This window comes from Nitrospirota bacterium (assembly GCA_040757335.1).
GTDB lineage: Bacteria > Nitrospirota > Nitrospiria > 2-01-FULL-66-17 > 2-01-FULL-66-17 > JBFLXB01.
Genome location: JBFLXB010000001.1, coordinates 161,675 through 182,763 on the forward strand (window position 1 = coordinate 161,675; position 21,089 = coordinate 182,763).

Consider the following 21,089-nt stretch of genomic DNA (forward strand, 5'->3'; position numbering starts at 1 on the left):
GGTTACAGCCGCCGCAAGGAGAACCAGAAGAAGTGAAACGGTCCCAGCGTCAGAAGATACGGGAGATCCCCGATGCGAGGAAACGGATTGCCTCCGAACATTTCGATCGGGATCGCACCCTTGAACTCGCGCAGATCGAGCTCAACGGCCTGGGCCGTCCGCGACAAGTTGTTGACCACGAGCACGGTCTCGCCGTCCATCTGGCGCAGGTAGGCAATGATCCGGTGGTTTTTGGGGTTGACGAACCGAATGGTTCCGCAACTGAACACCGCGGAGGACTTCCAGAGGCGGAGCAGTTTCTTCATCCAGGAGAGTAACGAATGATCGGACCGCCGCTGGGATTCGACGTTCACGGCCTGATACCCGTACACGGGATTCGAAATGACCGGCAGAAAGAGCTGCTCAGGGTCCGCAGTGGAAAACCCCGCGTTCCATCCGCCGGTCCATTGCATTGGGGTGCGAACTCCGTTTCGGTCTCCCAAGAAAATGTTGTCTCCCATCCCGATCTCGTCTCCATAGTAGATGATCGGGCAGCCTGGGAGCGAGAGGAGCAGACTGTTCAGGAGCTCGATTCGCCTCCGGTCGTTTTGCAACAGCGGGCCCAGCCTTCGCCTGATCCCGAGGTTGATTTTGGTTCTGGGGTCATTGGCGTAGACCTCGTACATGTAGTCCCGTTCATCCTCCGAGACCATCTCCAACGTCAGCTCATCGTGATTGCGCAGGAACGTGCCCCACTGGCACGTTTCCGGGATCGCGGGAGTTTTCTCCATGATCTCAACCAGCGGCTTGCGATCTTCGAGCTCGACAGCCATGAACACGCGCGGCATGAGCGGGAAGTGGAAGGCCATGTGGAATTCGTCCCCCTCTCCAAAATACGCGCGGACGTCGGACGGCCACTGGTTCGCCTCGGCGAGCAGCATTTTGTCCTTGTACTGCTCGTCGAGGCGGCGTCGCAGGAACCGGATCACCTCGTGGGTCTCCTGGAGGTTCTCGCAGGACGTGCCCTCCCGCTCGATCAGGTAGGGCACCGCGTCGACCCGGAAGCCGTCGACCCCCATGTCGAGCCAGAACTTCATGACGTTCCAGATCTCCTCGCGCACCGCCGGGTTGTCGAAGTTCAGATCCGGTTGATGGTTGAAGAACCGATGCCAGTAGTACGACTTCGAGATCGGGTCCCAGGTCCAGTTCGATCGCTCGGTGTCCACAAAGATGATGCGCACGTTCCGATAGCGGTCGTCGGAATCGCTCCACACGTACCAGTCGCGTCGCGGGTGGTCCCGCGAGCTGCGGGCCTCTTGAAACCAGGGGTGCTGGTCCGACGTGTGGTTCAGCACCAGCTCGGTGATGACCCGAAGCCCGCGGGCGTGGGCGGCGTCGAGGAAGGCCCGGAAATCGTCGAGCGTGCCGTAACTGGAATGGACGTTGTAGTAATCGGAGATATCGTACCCGTCGTCCCGGAACGGCGAGGGGTACATCGGGAGCAGCCAGATGCAGTCGATCCCGAGGTCCTGCAGGTAGTCCAATTTCCCGAGCAGCCCCCGAAAGTCGCCGATGCCGTCCGCGTTGCTGTCGCAGTAGGCTTTGACGTGCAGCTCGTAGAACACAGCCTTCTTGTACCAAGGATACGAACGAGCCGTCACCGGTCGAGCGCCTCTCTCACGCGCCTAGGCAAACGCGTCGACGTCGCGCTCGGTGCGCAATCGTCGGCGGAGGCGGAAGACATGCGCGGGACACACCGCAGGGTCCAGTCGCACGTAGTTGGACTCTCCCTGCCACAGGTACCCGGTGTTGCTCAGGAGGTCATGGACCTCGTACGGATCCGATGGCGCAATGCTCAAGGTCTCGATCGGCACATGAACGTGCCCTTCCTGCGCGTGGTGGGCGTCGAGATTTACGACCACCACGATGACGTTCGACAGGTCGTCGGTGGACTTGGCGTAGGAGATGATCCGGTCGTTCGTGCACGCGAAAAAACGCAGCGAACGGTCGCTGTGCAGCGCGGGGTTTTGGCGGCGGATCGCGTTGATCGTCGCGACCAGGTCCTTGATGTTGCCGGGTTGATTCCAGTCGCGCACGCGGATCTGGTACTTCTCCGAGTCGTGGTACTCTTCGGTCCCGGGAACGGCGTTGCCGTCGCAGAGCTCGAACCCGCTGTAGATCCCGTAGCTCGCGCCCAGAGTGGCGGCCAGGACGAGACGGACCTGGAACGCGGCACGACCGCCGGTTTGGAGGTACTCGTGGAGAATGTCGGGCGTGTTGGCGAACAAGTTCGGGCGATAGTACTCGCGAACCTCGGTCTGCGTGAGTTCCGTGAAATACTGGGTCAGTTCGGACTTGGTGTTTCGCCAGGTAAAGTATGAATAGGATTGTGTGAAGCCGACCTTGGCCAGCGCGTACATCACCGCCGGACGCGTGAATGCCTCCGAGAGAAACACCACGTCAGGATACTTCGATTGGACGGAGTCGATCAACCACTCCCAGAAGTGGATCGGTTTGGTGTGCGGGTTGTCGACGCGGAACATGCGGACGCCCTGCTCGGTCCAGAACAAAATCACGCGACGGAGCTCTTGCCACAGGTTTTTCCAATCCGGAGTATCGAAATTCAGCGGATAGATATCCTGGTATTTCTTGGGCGGGTTTTCCGCGTATTTGATCGACCCGTCAGGACGATGCCGGAACCACTCGGGATGCTCCTTCACATAGGGGTGGTCCGGCGAGCACTGAAACGCGATGTCCAGCGCCACCTCCAGTCCGCGGGTCTTGGCCGCCTCAAGAAATCCCCGAAAGTCGGCGAGCGTCCCGAGACTCGGTTCGACGGCGTCGTGGCCGCCGAGTTCGTTTCCGATCGCCCAAGGAGAGCCGGGATCACGGGGTCCTGCCGTGAGCGAATTGTTCGGACCCTTGCGATAACTTTGCCCGATCGGATGAATGGGCGGCAGGTACACCACATCGAAACCCATCGCCGCGATGTCGTCGAGCCTCGCGGCCGCCTCCCGGAAGGTGGCGCTACGGGTCGGATCGGTTCCCGCGGAGCGGGGGAACATTTCGTACCACGCGCCGAAACGCGCCCGCTCGCGGTCGACCGTCACCTCCAGCACGCGATCGTACACCGTCACCGGCTCGCGGTCGGCACAGCGGGACATCGCCGCCTGCAGGGCGGGATCCAGCGCGGCCTCCGTGCGTTGCGAGACCGGCCGGTTGCTCGCCAGCAGTGATGCGCGCTCGGACAGCCAGCGCCGGTCGGGTCCGGCCGTGCGCGATGCGGCCGTCACCAGCGCGGCACCCTCCAAGAGTTCGCTCGACACCTCTTGTCCGACCTGAACCCGCTTGGCCAGGTCGGCTTGCCACGAGGCAAAGCGATCGATCCACCCCTCGACCGTGTACTCGAACCGGGCATTGGCCGTGACCACGAACGAGGCCTGCCACCAGTCATTGCCTTGGGGCGACATCGGCACATCGGTCCACTGGCGTGCCCCCTTCTTCCGGTAACGGAGCCTGGCTGCGAGGACGTCGTGGCCGTCGGCAAAAATCCGAGCGGACACCGCCACGGATTCGCCGACCGTCCGTTTGATGGGATAGCGCCCGCCGTTGATCTCCGGCGTGACATCCTCGATGACCACCCGTTGGGTGGCGTGCGGCGCGAACCGGGGAGCAGGGACCGAAGGGGCACGCCTCATATGGGCTCGTCCCTGCGTTCTCCTTGGGCGGCAAGGCGGAACACGGCGAGGGAGCGCGCCTGCAGGTCGTACGCGCGTCCCCCGCGTTCGAGATGGTTACGAGGCCGTTCGCGGTCGCGAGCCGTATCCATGACCGCGATCCACCGAGTTCCCGCCCGATGCGCGGGCAGTACAAACGGCACGGCCTCGTGGTGGGCGTTCAGCAGGATCAACAGCGTATCGTCCGCGATCGGTCTGCCGCTTTCGTCGGTTTCTTCAATGGCGTCACCCGAGAGGCGCATGCCCATCGAGCGCACGTGATCCGCCATCCACTCCTCATCGGTCATTTCCCGGCCGGACGAGGAGAACCACGCGATGTCCTTGATCTCCGAGCCGCGAATCCGCCTGCCCTGAAAGAACGTGCGCCGCCGCAGCACGGGATGTCGCCTGCGAAACGCAATGAGGCGGCGGGTGAACTCCAAGAACTGTCGCTGATCCTTGGTGAACTCCCAGTCGAACCAGTTCAGGTCGTTGTCTTGGCAGTAGGCGTTGTTGTTGCCTCGTTGGGTTCGCCCGAACTCGTCGCCCCCGCAGATCATCGGGACGCCCTGAGACACCATCAGCGTGGCCATGAAGTTCTTGCGCTGGCGCTCTCTCAGCCGGTTGACCTTCGGGTCGTCGGTCGGTCCTTCGACCCCGCAGTTCCAACTGTCGTTGTGGTTGCACCCGTCGCGGTTCTCTTCGTCGTTCGCCTCGTTGTGCTTTTCGTTGTAGCTCACGAGATCCTGCAACGTGAAGCCGTCGTGACACGTGACGAAGTTGATGCTGGCGTGCGGTCTGCGGCCCGTTTGCTCGTACAGATCGCTGCTGCCGGCCAGGCGGCTGGCGAGTTCGGCGACCTGCCTGCCCTCGCCCTTCCAAAACCGCCGGACCGTGTCGCGGTATTTCCCGTTCCACTCGGTCCACAACACCGGGAAATTCCCGACTTGATAGCCCCCCTCGCCAAGGTCCCAGGGCTCGGCGATCAACTTGACCTGGGAGATGATGGGGTCCTGGTGGATGATGTCGAAGAACGCGCCGAGCCGGTCCACGTCGCGTAGCTCGCGAGCCAGCGTGCTCGCCAAGTCGAACCGGAAGCCGTCCACGTGCATGTCGGTGATCCAGTACCGGAGGCTGTCCATGATCAGTTGCAGGACCTGGGGATGCTGCATGTTGAGCGTGTTTCCGCATCCGGTGTAGTCGACGTAGTAACGGGGGTCGGTAGGCGACAGCCTGTAGTAGGCCGCGTTGTCGATGCCGCGAAGCGACAGCGTCGGTCCCAGGTGGTTGCCCTCCGCGGTGTGGTTATAGACCACATCGAGGATCACCTCGATGCCGGCCTGGTGGAGGGTGCGGACCATGGTCTTGAATTCCGACACCGGAGCCATCATGCCCGAGTGATAGCGGAGGTCCGGCGCGAAATACGAGAGGGTGTTGTAGCCCCAGTAGTTGACCAGTCCACGTTCGACCAGGCGGCGGTCGTCCACGTGGTGGTGCACGGGCAGCAGCTCGACGGCGGTGATGCCCAGTTCCTTGAGGTAGCGGATCACCGGTTCGGAGGCGAGTCCCGCGTAGGTGCCCCGAAACGGTTCGGCGATGTCGGGATGCCGCGCGGTCATTCCTTTGACGTGCGTCTCGTAAATGACGGTCTCGTGCCAGGGGGTCTTCGGGTGCCGGTCGTCGCCCCAGGTGAATGCGGGATCAACGACCCGAGCCAGGGGGGCGAACGCCGCGCTGTCGCGATCGTCCGGAACCAGATCTTCGTCGGGATTGCCGACCCGGTATGCGAAGAGCGAGTCGTCCCAACGGGCCTTCCGGGCGATGGCCTTCGCGTACGGGTCGACCAGCACCTTGGCCGGGTTAAAGCGATGGCCCGCGGCGGGATCGTACGGACCGTGAACCCGATACCCGTACAGCAATCCCGGACGCGCGTCCGGGAGGTAGACGTGCCAGATGCGGTTGGTTTGCTCCGTGATCCGGATGCGATGGATTTCTTTCTCCGAGTCCGCCGAGTCGAACAGGCACAGGTCCACCCTGGTGGCGTTCTCGGAGAAGAGCGCAAAGTTCACCCCCTTCCCGTCCCAGGTCGTGCCGAGGGGATAGGGAGAGCCCGGCATCATCCGCATGCGCTTCTTATAAATGCCAACCGCGGAGATGTCAACGGAATTGGTCGTTCAGCGACGACGCCCGGACGGGGGGGCGGCGGTCGACCGCCCAGCCGACCGCGGCGCCGAAGAAGAAGACTGCGGCACTGTAATACAGCCACAGGATAAACAAGACGAGACCTCCGATCGCGCCGTAGAGGACCGTCATGTGGCGTACGGAGGCGGCGTACCAGCCGAACGCCCAGCGGAAGATCTCCAGTAAGACCGTGGTCGTGAGCGCGGCGACGACGAGGCCGCGGGGCCGAAGCGATCGCGCCGGGCAGACGCGGTACACCAGATAGCAGAGCGCCAGGATGAACAGCGTGCCGAGAAGTTCGCTTGCGATGAACCAGTCGGAGCGGAGGATCGGTCCCACGAACGGGACGGAGTCGCCGGCTGCGCGGGCGGCTCCGAGCGCGGAGTTGAGGGCGATAGTCGCCGCGAACAGGGCCGCCAACAGGACGATCATCAGCGCGTCCACCCCCATGCCCCTGAAGAAGCCCCGGCGTCGTTCGACGCCGAACAGCACGTTCAACGCGAAGCGGGCGGTGCCGAAGGTCGTGGTGCTGAACAGCGCGAACAGCACCAGTCCGTAGAGACCGAGTGCGCGCCGGTGCGCCGCCGCGGTGGCGAGGCCCTCGACGGCTGTCTGTTCGATGTCCGGGAGGATCTGTCGGAGGATCGCCTGGATCTCGGCCAAGGCGCGATCCGACTCCACCACGGTCTGTCCGAGCGCGGCCACGACGAGCAGGACCAGCGGGACCGAGTACAGCAGGAGACTGAACGCGAGCGCGGAGGCGAGAAAGAGGCCGTTGACGCTGAGAAATCGGCGGACCGCCTCCCGCAACACGAGCCACACCTCGGACACGACCGGGAGGTTCACGGCGTCCGTATCCGGTCGGACGGGCTCATGGCGACGAGGGGAGGCCGGCGGCGCGATCCCGTTCTAGGATCACGATGCTCAGCGCGGCGACCAGCGGTCCCACGATGATCCCGATCAGCCCGAAGACCTGCAGGCCTCCGAGCACGCTGAAGAACACCACCAGGGTGTGCAACTGCGAGCGCTCGCCGATCAAGATCGTGCGGGTGACGTAATCGAGAAAGGCGATGCCGATGCCTGCCGCGACCAGGACGGCCACCCCTCCGTACGCTTCCTGGAGGGCGAGGTACACGGCTGCGGGCGCCCACACGAACGAGGCACCCAGAAGCGGGAGAAACGCCAAGACTCCCATGACCACGCCCCAGAGCACCGGCGCCGGGAGCCCGACGGCCCAGAACGCGAGCCCGCCGGCAAGACCCTCCAGGACCGCGATCAGGGTGTTGCCGAAGACCGAGCCGTGCACGACCTGTTGAAACCGCTCGACCACGATCCGCTGCTGCTCGGGTGGAAACGGCAGCGTGGCGTGAAGCCAATCGACCAACCGCTGACCGTCGCGGAAGAAGTAGAACATGGCCAGGAGCACGAACAGGAACTGCAGGAGCCCCACCAGAACATTCGTCGCCACCCGTGTGAGTCTCTGGACCACGAAGCCGCCGAACTCCGCCAGATTGTCGGCGACTACGGACCGGAGATTGACGCCGGTCAGCTGTTCGTAGGTTTGAATCTTTGCAAGGACAGCGGTCGCCAGCGGGTGGTTCTGCCAGGTCTGGAGAACCCCACCCTGTTCCCTGACGGCCGTGACGATGGTCCGGTACGTCCGGGCGAGTTCCTCGCCGATTAGAATCAGCAGGTACAACAGCGGCAGGATTAGGCCGATCGTGACGGCACCACACATGAGCAAGGCGGCGAGGTTTTCGTGCCCGCGAACGAACCGAAGAACGGCACGGTAGGCAGGATGGAGACTATACGCCACGAGGGCGGCCCATGCCAACGCCGAGAAAAACGGGCTGAAGGTCACGAAAAGCAAATAGGCTGCTCCCAGGGTGACGGCCAGCGTCAACCAGCGAGCCAGTTGCGACGGCGGGACCGAGCGCGGGCTTACCGATGCGTCTGCAATTCGAGAAGGCGGTGAGTCCATCAGCGTGCCGTATTGATTCGCGGCGCCTCCTGCGCGGTGTGGTTACGGCGTTGCGGACGTTGGGGACGCCTCATTCAGCAATCGGTTGATGCCTTCCGCCCACCCGGAGGGTCCCGCGCCCGGCAGGTGGGTCAACCGTTCGAGCCGCAAGAGGCCTTTGCCCGGCGGGCCGTCGGATCGAGCCACCAGAAACGGTCGGTCCACGGCTTTCAGCATGGCGATGTCCGTCGAGGTGCTGCCGAACGCGGCCGTCCGGAAGCCGGAACCGCACTGTTTCCGGAACAGCTCAATCAGGGCCCGGCAGGCGCGTCCCTTGTCAGTCCCGCCGGTCAAATGGAGAAACCGCACTCCGGCAACGACGGTCAGCCCGAGTTCCGCGGCGGCGTCGCGGATCTGCCCCAGGGTCTCGGGAGTCACCGGGACGCCCCCGTTTAACACGAACGGCTCGTCGTACTCGCGCTGCCGCGCCCGCTCGGCGCCGGGCTGTTCGAGTCCGGTGTGACGCACGATCTCCTCGATCGTCATATCGCCGAACCCGGTCAGCTTCAGATCGACCGCGCTCTCGATGGTTCGGAGCGCCTCGCGCAGGCGCGTATAGGGAACGCCATATTCGAGGACGTCGTAGCCGTTCCGTTTCGCCGGCGGAGCGGGCAGCGCCGGGAAATAGCCTTCCGGGATGTAGACCGCGCCCCCGCTTTCGACGATGAACGGATCTCGGTTGCCGATTTCGCGCCGGAGGTACTCGATTTCGGCACGCGTTTTCCCGGAACAAATCACCAGGGGCACGCCTTCCTTCTGCAGGCGGTCCAGAGCCGGCCTGGATTCATCGAAGCGAAACGTCGTGGGATCGAGCAGGGCGCCGTCCAATTCCGTGAACACCGCCCAGCGCGGGGCTTGCGGGGGGGCGGGCGACTGCGCGGCGTCCTCGAACGACGGAGGGGCCGGTGCCTCGGCCCGCGCCGTGTCACGGCGCTGCTGCAGATACAGCGAAACCGTCATATGGAGGATCGAGAACCCGATCATCAAGAGGGCGTAGAGCGGAAAGGCCTCGGTGTTGGGGACCCCCTGCGCGGCGGGGACAAACGCCATGACCGCTGCGGACAACCCGCGCGGCAGCATGGCCACGATGGTTCGGCGATCGCGTGGGCTCCAGCTTCGTTTGAGCAGACTCATACCGGCGGTGAGCCCCCACCGACAGCCCAGCACCGCCAGGAACAAGAGAAGGCTTCCGGCGGCGACCAACGGGGTCAGGCTGGCGAGGTTGAAAATCAGGCCGAGCAGGACGTAGAAGAACGTCCGGACCAGGAACGAAAGCTCTTCGTTCAGTCTCCGGAGAAAGACGTCGATCGCGAAATTCGCGACCTCCAGATTCCAGCCGATAATCCGTCGGACGTGCGCGTGCGCTCGGGCGACGACTTCCTCCATGTTGCCGAGCACCAGGCCGAAGAACAGGATCGTGATCGCGCCGTTCGCTCCCAACGCCTCGGCGGCGGAGTACAGGAGTAACACGGCGGCCAACGTGAGCATGTACGACAGCGGCTGGCCCTGGAGCATGCCCATGAATCGTGCCCACAACATCCCGGCGACAAGGGCGAGCAGCAACGCGTCCACGAACGCGTGGAGGATCAAGGGGACTATCGCGGTCTCCAGGGACGTGGGACTGACCAGCAAGTTGACGAAGATGAGCGCGGCGACGACCACGAACACGTCGGTAAAGGCCGATTCCAGACTCAACAAGATGCGCGTTTCGTCCGAAATCGATTTCATCTGCGTCACCACCGGAATCACCACCGCGCCGGTGGTTCCGCCGAGGATGACCCCGAGGAGGAAAGCGACCGTCCAGTCGCCCCCGAACACGCTCTGGTAGACGACGGCGACGGCCGCGGCGCTGGCGCAGAACACGAGCGTGGTGTAGAGCAACGCGAACGGCGCTTCTCGAACCACCTTCAGGATCTTGAGATTCAGCCCGCCGTCGAACAGGATGATCAACAGGGCCAGGGTCCCGAAGAACGGCGCCGCGGCGGTCATCGACTCGGAGCTGACCACGCCCAATACCGGCCCGAGCAAAACGCCCAACCCGATGAGGATGATGGCGTTGGGCACGCCGGTCTTCTTGAAGATCCACTCGCCGGCGAGCCCGACGAGAATGATCATGCCGACGAGACCCAAGACCGCAGGGACACCCAACTCAGCCACGTCCTTTCGCGTTGGGTTCGGTGATCGACGCCGTCCGTGGAGCCATGACGCTGAGAAACAGGGGCGCCGGTGTGGGCGGATCCTTCGCGGCGGAGTCTAACACGGGCAGGACCGCGGCCGTCAACACGGCACCGCGAAGCGCCCGGCGGGTCGCCGGAACGATGGCCCTACGCCGGGAGGAACACGAAGGCTGGATAGCCGCTCACTTCGGCCGACACCCCGTCGGAGGTGATACGCACCGTGGACAACGAGGGGGACGTCCCTTTGCCGCCGAACATGGCATCTCCGGCGTCCAGGTGTCGGCGCCAGGCACCAACCGGTTCGTGGAGCGTCAGCGTGGTGGGCGTGGGAGAGAACCCCAGAATCACGAGGGCCGCTGATCCGTCTGGGCCTCGCCGGTGAACGATCAGCAGACGGTCCGATTCCCGCGTCCAGACCGTGTGCCTCGCCGTCTGCCCGGCGCCGAGCGCCGGGATGGAGACGCGAAGGGCGATTAGCGCGCGATACCAGCAGAGCAGGGCCTCCTGCTGGCGAGTGCGCGGACGGTCGCGTGTGAGTCGGGAGCGCTCGAACGTGCCGGGGCTTTGCGGGTCCGGGATCTCGCCGGCCCACCCGAACGAGGCGAACTCCTCCGCTCGACCGCGTCGGACCGCTTCGACGAGGGCGGGATCGCCGTGGCTCACAAAGTACTGAAACGGGGCGGTCTCGGCGTACTCCTCGCCCATGAACAGCAGCGGAACGTTCGGCCCCAACAAGAGCGCGGCCGCCGCGACCCTCAGCGCCTCGTGGGGGATCAACGTGCCGAGGCGATCACCCTGGGCGCGGTTTCCGACCTGGTCGTGGTTTTGCGCGGAGACCACTAGTTGGAAGGGCGGCCGATTGCGCGAGGAACTTCCGTGGCGACGGCGTCTGAAGACCGACCGCTGACCCGAATACACGAACCCTTCTCGGATTGCGGACGCAAGCTGTTCGATCCGGCCGAAGTCCTGGTAGTAGCCCCTCCGTTCGCCGGTCAGGACGGTGTGCAATGCATGATGAAAATCGTCGTTCCATTGCCCGTCCAGACCGTAACCGCCTTCGGCTCGGGGCGCGATGACACGGACGTCGTTGAGGTCGCTCTCCGCGATCACCGGAACGATCCGGCCCAGTCCTTCGGCTTGCGCGTGCACGGCATCGCCAAGTTCCTCCAGGATGTGCCGCGCGCCAAAATCGAAGATGCCGTGAATTGCGTCCAGGCGCAAGGCGTCCACGTGGTACTCGGTGATCCAATACAGCGCGTTGCTCACGATGTAGTGGCGAACCTGATCGCTGTCGGGTCCGTCGTAGTTGATGGCCTGACCCCAAGGGGTGCGATAGCGGTCGGTAAAGTAGGGGGCGAAATCCGCGAGGTAGTTTCCCTCCGGGCCCAGGTGATTGTAAACCACGTCGAGGATCACGGCCAAATCCTTGGCGTGGCACGCGTCGATTAGCCGCTTGAGGCCGTTGGGGCCGCCGTAGCTTGCCTGCGGCGCAAACGGGTAGGTGCCGTCGTACCCCCAGTTCCGCGTACCGGGAAACTGCGCCACCGGCATCAGCTCGATTGCGGTTACGCCGAGTTCGGTCCGAAGGTAGTCCAAATGAGGGATGATCGCGTCGAACGTGCCTTGGGCCGAAAACGTCCCGACGTGCAGCTCATAGATAATCATGCGGTCCAGCGGGAGACCGCGCCAACGGGCGTCCGACCATTGGAACGCCTTCGGATCGACGACTTCGGACGGACCGTGCACGCCCTCGGGTTGGAATCGGGAGGCGGGATCGGGCCGCTCCACGCGGCCGTCAAGCACATACCAGTACCGGGACCCGGGCGCCACGTCGGCCACGAGGCCTTCGAAGTACCCATCACCGGCGGGAGCCAGGGAAACGACCGGACGGCTGCCGCCGATGAGCCGGACACCGATGGTGGCTGCCCGAGGCGCCCACACCCGGAAACGAACCGCCGACGGGCCCTGAACACCCGCCCCTAGATCCAGGGTCCACGCCGTCAACGCCGAAACACCAAGACCGACGCCGGACTCTGCAGGATCACTTCGTGGGAAACGGTGCCGAGCAGGAAGCGTTTCAGGCCGGTCAGTCCCCTGGAGCCGACGACCACCAGCCCCGCGTGCTTGCGTCGGGCGATCCGCGCGATCTCGTTCGCAGGACGGCCAGTCGCGAACTCGACGTGGTCCGCGAGGCCGGCGCGGCGCATGACTCTGGCGCAACGCTCTCTGACAAGGGCCTTGGCCGACGCGGGCACCGGTATGCGATCGGGGAATTCCCACACGCACACCGCGGTGGCGCGAATCTGCCGCCTTGCGAGCATCGCTCCGACGAAGGCGGCGGCGTCCGCGGCGTACGGCGAGCCATCGAGCGCCATGAGCACGTTCTTCAGGTGTCTCGGCGGCTCTTTGACGACGAGGACCGAACAGGGGGCGTAGGTGGTCACCCGATGGGAGACGCTGCCCATGACAAATCTCTGGAGGTGCCCGAGCCCTCGCGATCCCACCACGATGAGCTCCGCCTTCCGCCGTTTCGCGGTGGCAAGAATCGTGTCCGCCGCGGGCCCTTCCTCAACCACGGCTCGGACCCGTGTCCATCGTTTGCGAAGACGTTCCAGCGGTCGTTTCACGAGCGCGTGCCCGCGCTCGCGTTTTTCTGCGACCTGCTCACGCAAGGCGGTGCTGTATGCGTGCCGCTCCGTCGGGGTCAACATGGCGCGGACCTCGGGCAGGGGTTCGACCACATGGAGCACGGTGATCGTCGGCGCCTTCGCCAGCGGAAGGGCCGACAACAGAGCGGTCGCCCACGCGGCGTGTTCTGAACCGTCGACGGCAAGGAGAATATTCATCGGTGCGTGCACGAACGAGAAAAGGCAAGTATTCTCTCACGTCGGCGAGATAAAGGAAAGCCGTGCCACAATCGGCGTGCTCAACCCGCGTCGAGAAACCTCTTGACCGGTGAGGCCGCTTCTGTCGTAAGATAGCGGCGGCTCACAGATCATTTCACCGTTGTCGTGAGTCGACCGGCCGCGGATGCGGCCGCGTAGTGTACCTCAAGCGTTTTCCGTTGTCAGCGCTCGATAACGGTATATTCCGACGGACTTTGCGTTCTTCGACATCCCGGTACGCGTCATCGGCCCGCCGTGCGTCGGAGGTGAATTGGTGATCGCCCCCTACGAGGGATTCTGTGATCATTGAAGTGGCGGCGGTTGTGATTGCATTCTGCCTGGTGGTCATTACCGTGGTCGCCGTGGTCGCTCTGCTGCGTGTCAACGCGGCGGCGGAAAAGATCGAGCGGCTGCTCACAACGCTGGATGCCGAAATCCGTCCGGTTACCCGCGCGGTCAGCCGGACGGCCGACTACCTCTCGGAGGCGTTGTCGGTGGTGCGGAGGAGGGTCCACCGGACCGACGACGCCTTGGACGCGGTCACGCATCGCCTGGTTCGTTTGAGCGACCGATTGTTCACCCCGTTGGAGGATGTTGCGGCGCTCCTCCACGGCGTAGGAGTCGGTCTTCGTTACCTGCTTTACCCGCGCCGCAGAAAGGAAAGGGATTCGTGATGTCGGACCGCCACAACGACTTCGGGTGTGTGGGAACCGCGTTCTTGCTTGGGGGCGCCATCGGCGCTGCGGTGGCGTTGCTGTTCGCGCCACGCTCCGGCGAAGAAACGCGGGAGGAGATCCGCAAGTTTTACGATCGCTCCCGATCCCGCATGGGAGAACTGCAGGAAGACGTGACCGACCGGATCGGGCGGCTTGTCGACGAGATTCAGGAAAAGACGAACGAACTGGTCGCCAGCGGCAAGGCCATGGCTGAAGAGCGCAAGCGGGATCTTCAGGAGGCCATCGCCATCGCGAAGCGGGCGCTTGAAGAGGAGCGCGCGCTCCTCCGTCGAATCCGCGAGCGCGGTCGAGCCGACGTCGAGTAGGCGCGTCGGTCGAGCCGAACGTGCGGCGTGCTCCGCTCGGGGACGCGTGGCGGAGCAGGACGCCAAAGTGCGGCTGGCGGGCCGTCTCGCGTAACTGTTCCGCGACGCGAGGCCGCCGGGCGCCTCGTCCGTCGCCCTTTCCGCCGCTCCCGGGCGTCATTCGACCGCCCCCCCTTTGACTCTCACTTCCCATTTCGGGATGATACGTCGTGATGACGGTAAAGGACCCGTCGGCATGAGCGACGCGACCATTCCCGCCAAAGCCGTGATCGATCTCCGGCGATTCGATGCACTGCTGGTGGATCTCGACGGAGTGGTCACCAAGACCGCGGCGGTGCACGCGGCGGCGTGGAAGCAACTGTTTGACGAGTATCTTCGGCGGCGCGCCGAATCCGGGACCGAGGTGTTTGTGCCGTTCGACATCGAGGCCGACTACCGGCGGCTGGTGGATGGGAAGCCTCGCGCCGATGGCGTCCGGAGTTTTCTGGCCTCGCGCGCCATCAGTGTTCCCGACGGCTCGCCGGACGATGGGCCGGACGCCGAGACCGTGCACGGCCTCGGGAACCGAAAGAACCTCTACTTTCAGGAACGTCTCCAGCGCGAGGGCGTCGAGGTCTATGAGCCCGCGGTGGCGATGTTGCGCAACGCGTGCGAGCGGGGGTGTCGACTCGCGGTGGTCTCGTCCAGCCGCAATTGCGAGGCGGTGGTGAAGGCCGCCGGGCTCGACGATCTCTTTGATGTTCGAGTCGATGGGGTGGAGATGGCCCGACTCGGAATCAAGGGCAAACCCGCGCCGGCCGTGTTCCTCGAAGCCGCGAAACGGTTGGGTGTGGGGCCCGAGCGCGCGGTGGTGATCGAGGATGCGGTGGCGGGCGTTCAGGCCGGGCGTAAGGGACGGTTCGGACTGGTGGTGGGCGTTGATCGCGGCGGGCAGGCCGAGGCGCTCAGACAACACGGTGCGGACGTGGTCGTCTCGGATCTGGGTCAGATCGTCTTTAAGGGGGAGCGGGTGACGACGCGAGCAGGCAGCGACACGATTCCGTCCGCGCTGGACCGCCTGGCTGATCTGGCGCGGCGGAGCGAGGGCAAGCGAATCGCGGTATTTCTCGACTACGACGGGACGTTGACGCCGATCGTCGCGCGTCCCGATCTGGCCGTGCTGTCCGACGCGATGCGGGCCACGGTCGCCGATCTGGCTGCGCGCTGTCCGGTGGCCGTCATCAGCGGACGCGATCGGGCCAATGTTGCCGAACTTGTCAGGTTGGAATCCGTCTATTACGCCGGCAGCCACGGGTTCGATATTTCGGGTCCGGATGGCTGCCGCATGCAGCATGAAGGGGGCGTGGCCGCGGCGCCCGCGCTTCGAGCGGCCGAGGAACAGCTCCGCAGCCAGCTCGCCGGCGTGGACGGCGCGGCGGTCGAAGGCAAGGCGTTCGCCATCGCCGTGCACTATCGCCTGGTGGACGGGCGCCAGGTGCCGCTCGTGGCCGAAGTGGTCAACAGCGTGGCGGCCGGATATCCCGGGCTTCGCGTCACGGGCGGGAAGAAGATCTTCGAGTTGCGGCCGCGTCTCAAGTGGGACAAGGGCCGGGCCGTCCTGTGGCTCCTCCGGGCATTGAAGCTGGATCTTGCCGACGTGGTTCCGATCTACATCGGCGACGACGAGACCGATGAAGACGCGTTCGAGGCGCTGGCGGAGTGCGGCATCGGGATCCTGGTCCGCGACGGGCCGCGCGAGACCACGGCCCGGTACGCGCTGGATGATCCGGAGGACGTCCGGCGGTTCTTGGAGGGGCTGCGCTCGGTGATCGAGCGGAGGGGCCGGTGACTCGGTGGTCCGACTGGTCACTGATCTACGAGGAGTTCCTGCCGGATCGGCAACGATTGCGCGAGGCGCTGTGCACCCTCGGCAACGGGTACTTTGCAACGCGGGGCGCCGCTGAGGAGGCGGTCGCCGACGAGGTGCACTATCCAGGCACTTACCTGGCCGGCGGGTACAATCGGCTCCGGTCGGAGCTCGCCGGGCGTAAGATCGAACACGAAGACCTGGTCAACCTGCCAAACTGGCTGGCGCTGAACATCCGCGTCGGCGATCAGCCGTGGTTTGATCTCCGGATCGTCTCGATTCTGGCCTTCCATCAAGAGTTGGACCTGAAACGCGGCGTGCTTATGCGGATGGTGCGGTTCCGGGACGACCAGGGCCGTGAGTCGACTTTGAGCGGCAGCCGGCTGGTCCACATCAGAGACCGCCACATGGCCGCGCTCCACGTCACACTGACGGCCGAGAATTGGACCGGACCGGTGGTGATTCGGTCGGCGCTTGATGGTCGCGTGGTGAACGCCGGGGTCGAGCGGTATCGCGATCTGGCCAACGCCCATCTGCAGCCCGTGACCGCGGACCTGTGGGGGCGCGATGTGATGGGCCTTAAGGTCCGGACCACGCAGTCCGAACTCGTGGTGGCGGAAGCCGCGCGGAACCGACTGTTTCGGCACGGACAGCCCGTGGCGGCGGAGCCGCGCGCGCTCGCCGAGCCTGCGTACGTCGCGCAGGAGTTCTCGTTGGACCTTGCGCGGGGCGAGAGCGTGTCCTTCGAGAAAGTGGTGGCGCTGTACTCCTCCCGCGACCATGCCATCGCGGATTGCGGACTCGAGGCGCAGACCGCGATCGCGCGGGCCCCGAGGTTCTCCGACCTGTTGGACACGCACGTCGAAGCGTGGGCCCACCTCTGGGCGCGCTTCGGCATCCACGTCGACCTGGAGGCCGACCACCCGGCGCATCGTCCGGTGGGCGTGCTGCGGCTCCACATCTTTCACCTCTTGCAGACCTGCTCACCGCACGTGATCGATCTGGACGTGGGGGCACCGGCGCGAGGGCTCCACGGCGAAGCCTATCGCGGTCATATTTTCTGGGACGAACTGTTCATCTTCCCCTTGTTGAATTTCCGGATGCCGGAAATCACCCGCGCGTTGCTCCTGTACCGCTACCGTCGGCTCAAGGAGGCGCGCGCCGCGGCCGTCGAGGCGGGGGTGCGCGGCGCGATGTATCCATGGCAGAGCGGGAGCAACGGGAGGGAGGAGACACCGATGCTCCACCTCAATCCCCGATCCAAACGCTGGATTCCCGACAACAGCCATCGGCAGCGCCACGTCAACGCGGCGATCGCCTACGACATCTGGCAGTACTATCAAACCACCGGGGACATGGAGTTTCTGTCCTTTTACGGCGCGGAGATGATGCTGGAGATCGCCCGATTCTGGGCGAGCATCGCGACGTATCGCGAGGATCTGGAGCGATTCGAGATTCTGGGGGTGATGGGCCCGGATGAGTACCACGATGGGTACCCGGACGGGAATCGCTTCGCGGGTGCGCGCCCGGCCTTGAACAACAACGCCTACACCAACCTGATGGCGGCGTGGGTCCTATGGCGAGCTCTCGACGTGCTCGACGTGCTGCCCGAGGACCGTCGCGCCGAGCTGTGCGACACGCTGGCTCTCGGCCCGGACGAGCGCTCCCACTGGGACCGGGTCAGTCGCACCATGCGTATCGTGTTTCACGACGACGGCATCATCAGCCAGTTTGAGGGGTACGCCGAGTTGGAGGAGTTCGACTGGGTCGGCTATCGGAACAAATATGGGGACATCCAGCGCCTCGACCGGATCCTGGGGGCGGAGGGCGACTCCACCAATCGCTACAAGCTCTCCAAGCAGGCCGATGTCCTCATGCTCTTCTACCTGTTCTCATCCGAGGAATTGCGTGAGTTGTTCGGCCGGTTGGGATACCCCTTTGAATACGAGACGATTCCCAAAAACATCGATTACTACCTGAAGCGGACTTCTCACGGTTCCACGCTCAGCCGCGTGGCGCACTCGTGGGTCTTACTGCGAGCAGACCGCCCTGGGTCCTGGGCGCTCCTCTGCGAGGCCTTGGACAGCGACGTCGCGGATATCCAAGGCGGAACCACCGCGGAGGGCATTCACCTCGGCGCCATGGCTGGCACCGTGGACATGATTCAGCGCGGGTATACCGGCCTCGAAGTGCGGGCGGACGCGTTGTGGCTCAATCCGCGGTTGCCCGAGCCGGTCGCCGGGTTGCGGATGCAAGTGCGCTATCGGGGGCACAGTCTTGACCTTCTGTTCGGCCAGCGCGCGGTAACCATCTGCGCCTGCCGCGCGCTGGCGGCCCCGATCCAGATCGGCATCAAGGGAGTCCTCCACACGATCCAAGGAGGTGAAACACATGAATTCCCGTTGTGAGCCGCTGCTGAAACGCAGCTCGGCATGCTGTTAGCCTTCGGGATCTTCGCGCTGAGTGCGGCGGTCATCGTGTATGCCGGGACGAAGTTGACCCGGTACGGGGATCAGATTGCGGACATCACGGGACTGGGCGGCTTATGGATCGGCGTGGTGTTGATGGCATCGGCGACGTCGCTGCCGGAGATTCTGACCGACGTGAGCGCCGCGTTGATGAATGCGCCGGATATCGCGGCCGGGGATCTGTTCGGCAGTAGTATGGCGAACATGCTCATCTTGGGCATCATCGACTTGATGCACCGGCAAAAACGGCTCTGGCAGCAGGCGGCCTTCGAGCACGCCCTGAGCGCGGGACTTGCGATGGTTCTGACCAGCCTGGCCGCATTCTTCGTGCTCTACGGCGTCAACGTCAAGCATGCTGGCGTCGGCCTGGGGAGTCTGGTGTTGTTGGTCTTGTATATTTTCGGCATGCGAGTCGTCTTCAGGCAGGAGAGCCTCAAGCGCCGGCAGCGGGAGCAAGAGAAGGTTGCGGAGGCGCATGCCGGTGAAGCCCCCAAGCAACCGCGCAAACGTGAAGGTCTTCGCAAAGCCGGCGTCGGTTTCGGCCTGTCGGCTCTCGCGCTGCTGGTCGCCGCGCCGTTCTTGGCCGGATCAGCCACCGCGATTGCCGAACAGTCCGGCATTACGGAGACGTTTGTCGGCACATCCTTGGTCGGCATCACCACGTCGTTACCGGAACTGGTCACAACCATCGCCGCGGTGCGGTTGGGGGCCTTTGATCTGGCGGTAGGCAATCTCTTCGGAAGCAATGCCTTCAACATGGCGGCCTTTTTTTTCGTGGATCTCGCGTTTTTGGAAGGCCCCGTGTTCCAAGCCGTGTCCGATGCGCATGCGCTGACCGCCTTGTGGAGCATACTTCTCATGAACATCGCGTTGATGGGGATCATCTACCGCGTGGAAAAGCGCTATCTGTTGATCGAACCCGACAGCTTTCTCATTATCCTCGGCTACTGTCTCGGACTCTGGCTGCTGTTTCAGTGAACGGAGGTTCGACCGCGCGGTGATGAGGGTCCACCCCCTGAGTGCGGAGAGGTCAGATGCTTGACGAGTTCACTCGCGAACCTCGGATCGCCTACTTCTCCATGGAGATCGCGATCCAAAACGACATCCCCACCTACAGCGGGGGCCTTGGTGTGCTTGCGGGCGACACGGTGCGCGCGAGCGCGGATCTGGATCTACCCATCGTGGCCGTGAGTCTGGTGAGCCGCGCGGGCTACTTCCGTCAGGAGATCGACGCGCGGGGACGGCAGATCGAGCACCGGGACACGTGGGACCCGGCGAAGGCGGCGCGGCCGCTCGGCGCCAAAGTGGCGGTGCGCATCGAAGAGCGCGACGTGTGGGTCCGCGGGTGGCTTACTGTGCTCGACGGACAAATGAATGGGCGCGCGCCCATCATCCTGTTAGATACGGATCTGGACGAAAACCGCGCGGACGACCGGGAGTTGACCCATTACCTCTACGGCGGGGATCAGGTGTACCGCCTCAAACAAGAGATCGTGTTGGGCATTGGCGGCGTGCGGCTGCTGGGGGCGCTGGGCTTTCAGGTTCAGCACCATCACATGAACGAGGGACACTCGGCGCTGCTGGGCCTGGAGTTGCTGCGGCGGTATGCGTACCCGCCGGAGGACGTCCGGCCAGGGGAATCGCGCTACGACATTCCACGGGTCCGATCGCTCTGTCATTTCACCACCCACACGCCGGTGGAAGCTGCGCAGGACCGGTTTCCGTACGACCTGGTCCAGCGGATCATGGGGGAGGTGGTGGATCCGGCCACGTTAAAGGCGCTCGCGGGGAGGGACCTCCTGAACATGACACGGCTGGCGCTCAACCTCAGCGAGCGAGTCAACGGTGTGGCCTCCCGGCACGCCGAGGTGTCGCGGCGGCTCTTTCCCGGGTATCAAGTCGATGCGATCACCAACGGCGTGCACCCATTCACGTGGACGCATCCGGCCTTCGCATCGCTGTATAGCCAACACATGCCCGGGTGGTGTCACGAGCCCGCGATCCTGGTCCGGATCGATCAGATCCCCGACAGTGCCATCTGGGACGCGCACAGCCGTGCGAAGTCCGACCTGATCGCAATGGTCAAGACGCTCACCGACGTGACCCTGAACCCAGACCTTCCAGTGTTGGGATTTGCGCGCCGCATGACGGCGTACAAGCGTCCGGACCTGCTCTTCTCCGACCTCGACCGCCTGAGCGAGATCGCGCGCCGGCGGCCGTTTCAGATCGTGCTCGCGGGCAAGGCCCACCCGAAGGACGAGGGCGGTAAACAGCTCATCGAGCGGCTCCACGGACACGCCCGGGAGCTGGCCGGACGCATTCCCATCGCGTATCTCCCCAACTACGGCATGGATACCGCGGCGGCAATGACCGCGGGGTCCGACGTCTGGTTGAACACGCCGCTGCGGCCCCTGGAAGCGTCCGGCACGAGCGGGATGAAGGCCGCCTTCAACGGCGTGCCGAGTCTCAGCGTGCTCGACGGGTGGTGGATCGAGGGATGCATCGAAGGCGTCACCGGCTGGGCCATCGGGGATTCGTCCGAGTCGCCCAACGGAGGAGACGCCAAGGCGCTGTACGCCAAACTGAACGACGTCGTGCTGCCGCTGCTGACCGGGCCGCGGGCCGGGTGGATCGCGGTGATGAAAGGCGCGATCGGCAAAAACGCGTCATACTTCAACAGCCACCGCATGATGCGGCGCTACGCGATCGAAGCGTATCTCCGGTAGGCCGCCCGCCGACGCGATCTGCCGAAAGACGGCTCGCGGGCAGGTAAGG

General features: G+C 64.5%; 14 protein-coding genes. 6 read left to right on the forward strand and 8 right to left on the reverse strand.

Features of this window, described 5'->3' with window-relative positions; translation table 11 throughout:
- Positions 1-2: 2 nt before the first annotated feature.
- The 8 genes from treS to AB1451_00825 form a co-directional block, all read right to left on the reverse strand.
- The gene (gene treS / locus AB1451_00790; GenBank protein MEW6681449.1) at positions 3-1,640 is read right to left on the reverse strand and encodes a maltose alpha-D-glucosyltransferase; all 1,638 of its coding nucleotides are present in this window, start codon (positions 1,638-1,640) and stop codon (positions 3-5) included.
- Positions 1,641-1,664: 24 nt separating this feature from the next.
- Positions 1,665-3,677 (reverse strand): alpha-1,4-glucan--maltose-1-phosphate maltosyltransferase, encoded by a 2,013-nt coding sequence (locus AB1451_00795; GenBank protein ID MEW6681450.1) that lies wholly within the window; start codon positions 3,675-3,677, stop codon positions 1,665-1,667.
- Entirely contained in the window at positions 3,674-5,821 is a 2,148-nt protein-coding gene (gene glgX / locus AB1451_00800; protein MEW6681451.1) for a glycogen debranching protein GlgX, read from the reverse strand. The genes AB1451_00795 and glgX overlap by 4 nt, the downstream gene beginning before the upstream one ends.
- Before the next feature lie 31 nt (positions 5,822-5,852).
- Positions 5,853-6,722, reverse strand: coding sequence for a YihY/virulence factor BrkB family protein (locus tag AB1451_00805; protein ID MEW6681452.1), 870 nt, complete (start codon positions 6,720-6,722; stop codon positions 5,853-5,855).
- A gap of 25 nt (positions 6,723-6,747) precedes the next feature.
- On the reverse strand, positions 6,748-7,779 hold the full coding sequence (locus tag AB1451_00810; GenBank protein ID MEW6681453.1) for an AI-2E family transporter: 1,032 nt from the start codon (positions 7,777-7,779) through the stop codon (positions 6,748-6,750).
- Positions 7,780-7,899: 120 nt separating this feature from the next.
- On the reverse strand, positions 7,900-10,053 hold the full coding sequence (locus tag AB1451_00815) for a cation:proton antiporter (protein MEW6681454.1): 2,154 nt from the start codon (positions 10,051-10,053) through the stop codon (positions 7,900-7,902).
- A gap of 167 nt (positions 10,054-10,220) precedes the next feature.
- A complete protein-coding gene (gene treZ / locus AB1451_00820; protein ID MEW6681455.1) occupies positions 10,221-12,077 on the reverse strand; it encodes a malto-oligosyltrehalose trehalohydrolase in 1,857 nt (618 codons plus the stop codon).
- The gene (locus AB1451_00825; protein ID MEW6681456.1) at positions 12,074-12,919 is read right to left on the reverse strand and encodes a universal stress protein; all 846 of its coding nucleotides are present in this window, start codon (positions 12,917-12,919) and stop codon (positions 12,074-12,076) included. Before AB1451_00825 ends, treZ begins: the two co-directional genes overlap by 4 nt.
- Before the next feature lie 338 nt (positions 12,920-13,257).
- On the opposite strand from AB1451_00825, the gene AB1451_00830 reads away from it, so the two are divergent.
- The 6 genes from AB1451_00830 to glgP all read left to right on the forward strand — a co-directional run bounded on the left by AB1451_00830 (position 13,258) and on the right by glgP (position 21,040).
- Positions 13,258-13,632: a hypothetical protein gene (locus tag AB1451_00830; GenBank protein ID MEW6681457.1), complete on the forward strand. Its 375-nt coding sequence runs from the start codon at positions 13,258-13,260 to the stop codon at positions 13,630-13,632.
- The gene (locus tag AB1451_00835; protein ID MEW6681458.1) at positions 13,632-14,000 is read left to right on the forward strand and encodes a YtxH domain-containing protein; all 369 of its coding nucleotides are present in this window, start codon (positions 13,632-13,634) and stop codon (positions 13,998-14,000) included. The genes AB1451_00830 and AB1451_00835 overlap by 1 nt, the downstream gene beginning before the upstream one ends.
- A gap of 235 nt (positions 14,001-14,235) precedes the next feature.
- Positions 14,236-15,828: a trehalose-phosphatase gene (otsB, locus tag AB1451_00840; protein MEW6681459.1), complete on the forward strand. Its 1,593-nt coding sequence runs from the start codon at positions 14,236-14,238 to the stop codon at positions 15,826-15,828.
- A complete protein-coding gene (locus tag AB1451_00845; GenBank protein MEW6681460.1) occupies positions 15,825-18,254 on the forward strand; it encodes a glycosyl hydrolase family 65 protein in 2,430 nt (809 codons plus the stop codon). The genes otsB and AB1451_00845 overlap by 4 nt, the downstream gene beginning before the upstream one ends.
- 24 nt (positions 18,255-18,278) lie before the next feature.
- On the forward strand, positions 18,279-19,292 hold the full coding sequence (locus tag AB1451_00850; protein MEW6681461.1) for a sodium:calcium antiporter: 1,014 nt from the start codon (positions 18,279-18,281) through the stop codon (positions 19,290-19,292).
- A 56-nt stretch (positions 19,293-19,348) separates the two neighbouring features.
- Positions 19,349-21,040, forward strand: coding sequence for an alpha-glucan family phosphorylase (gene glgP, locus AB1451_00855; protein MEW6681462.1), 1,692 nt, complete (start codon positions 19,349-19,351; stop codon positions 21,038-21,040).
- The last annotated feature ends 49 nt before the right edge of the window (positions 21,041-21,089 follow it).

Coding starts and splice junctions, on each gene's coding strand:
- AB1451_00825 (MEW6681456.1), bottom strand. CDS start 12,919: ATGAATATTCTCCTTGCCGTCGACGGTTCAGAACACGCCGCGTGGGCG.
- AB1451_00850 (MEW6681461.1), top strand. CDS start 18,279: ATGCTGTTAGCCTTCGGGATCTTCGCGCTGAGTGCGGCGGTCATCGTG.
- AB1451_00795 (MEW6681450.1), bottom strand. CDS start 3,677: ATGAGGCGTGCCCCTTCGGTCCCTGCTCCCCGGTTCGCGCCGCACGCC.
- AB1451_00835 (MEW6681458.1), top strand. CDS start 13,632: ATGTCGGACCGCCACAACGACTTCGGGTGTGTGGGAACCGCGTTCTTG.
- glgX (MEW6681451.1), bottom strand. CDS start 5,821: ATGCGGATGATGCCGGGCTCTCCCTATCCCCTCGGCACGACCTGGGAC.
- otsB (MEW6681459.1), top strand. CDS start 14,236: ATGAGCGACGCGACCATTCCCGCCAAAGCCGTGATCGATCTCCGGCGA.
- glgP (MEW6681462.1), top strand. CDS start 19,349: ATGCTTGACGAGTTCACTCGCGAACCTCGGATCGCCTACTTCTCCATG.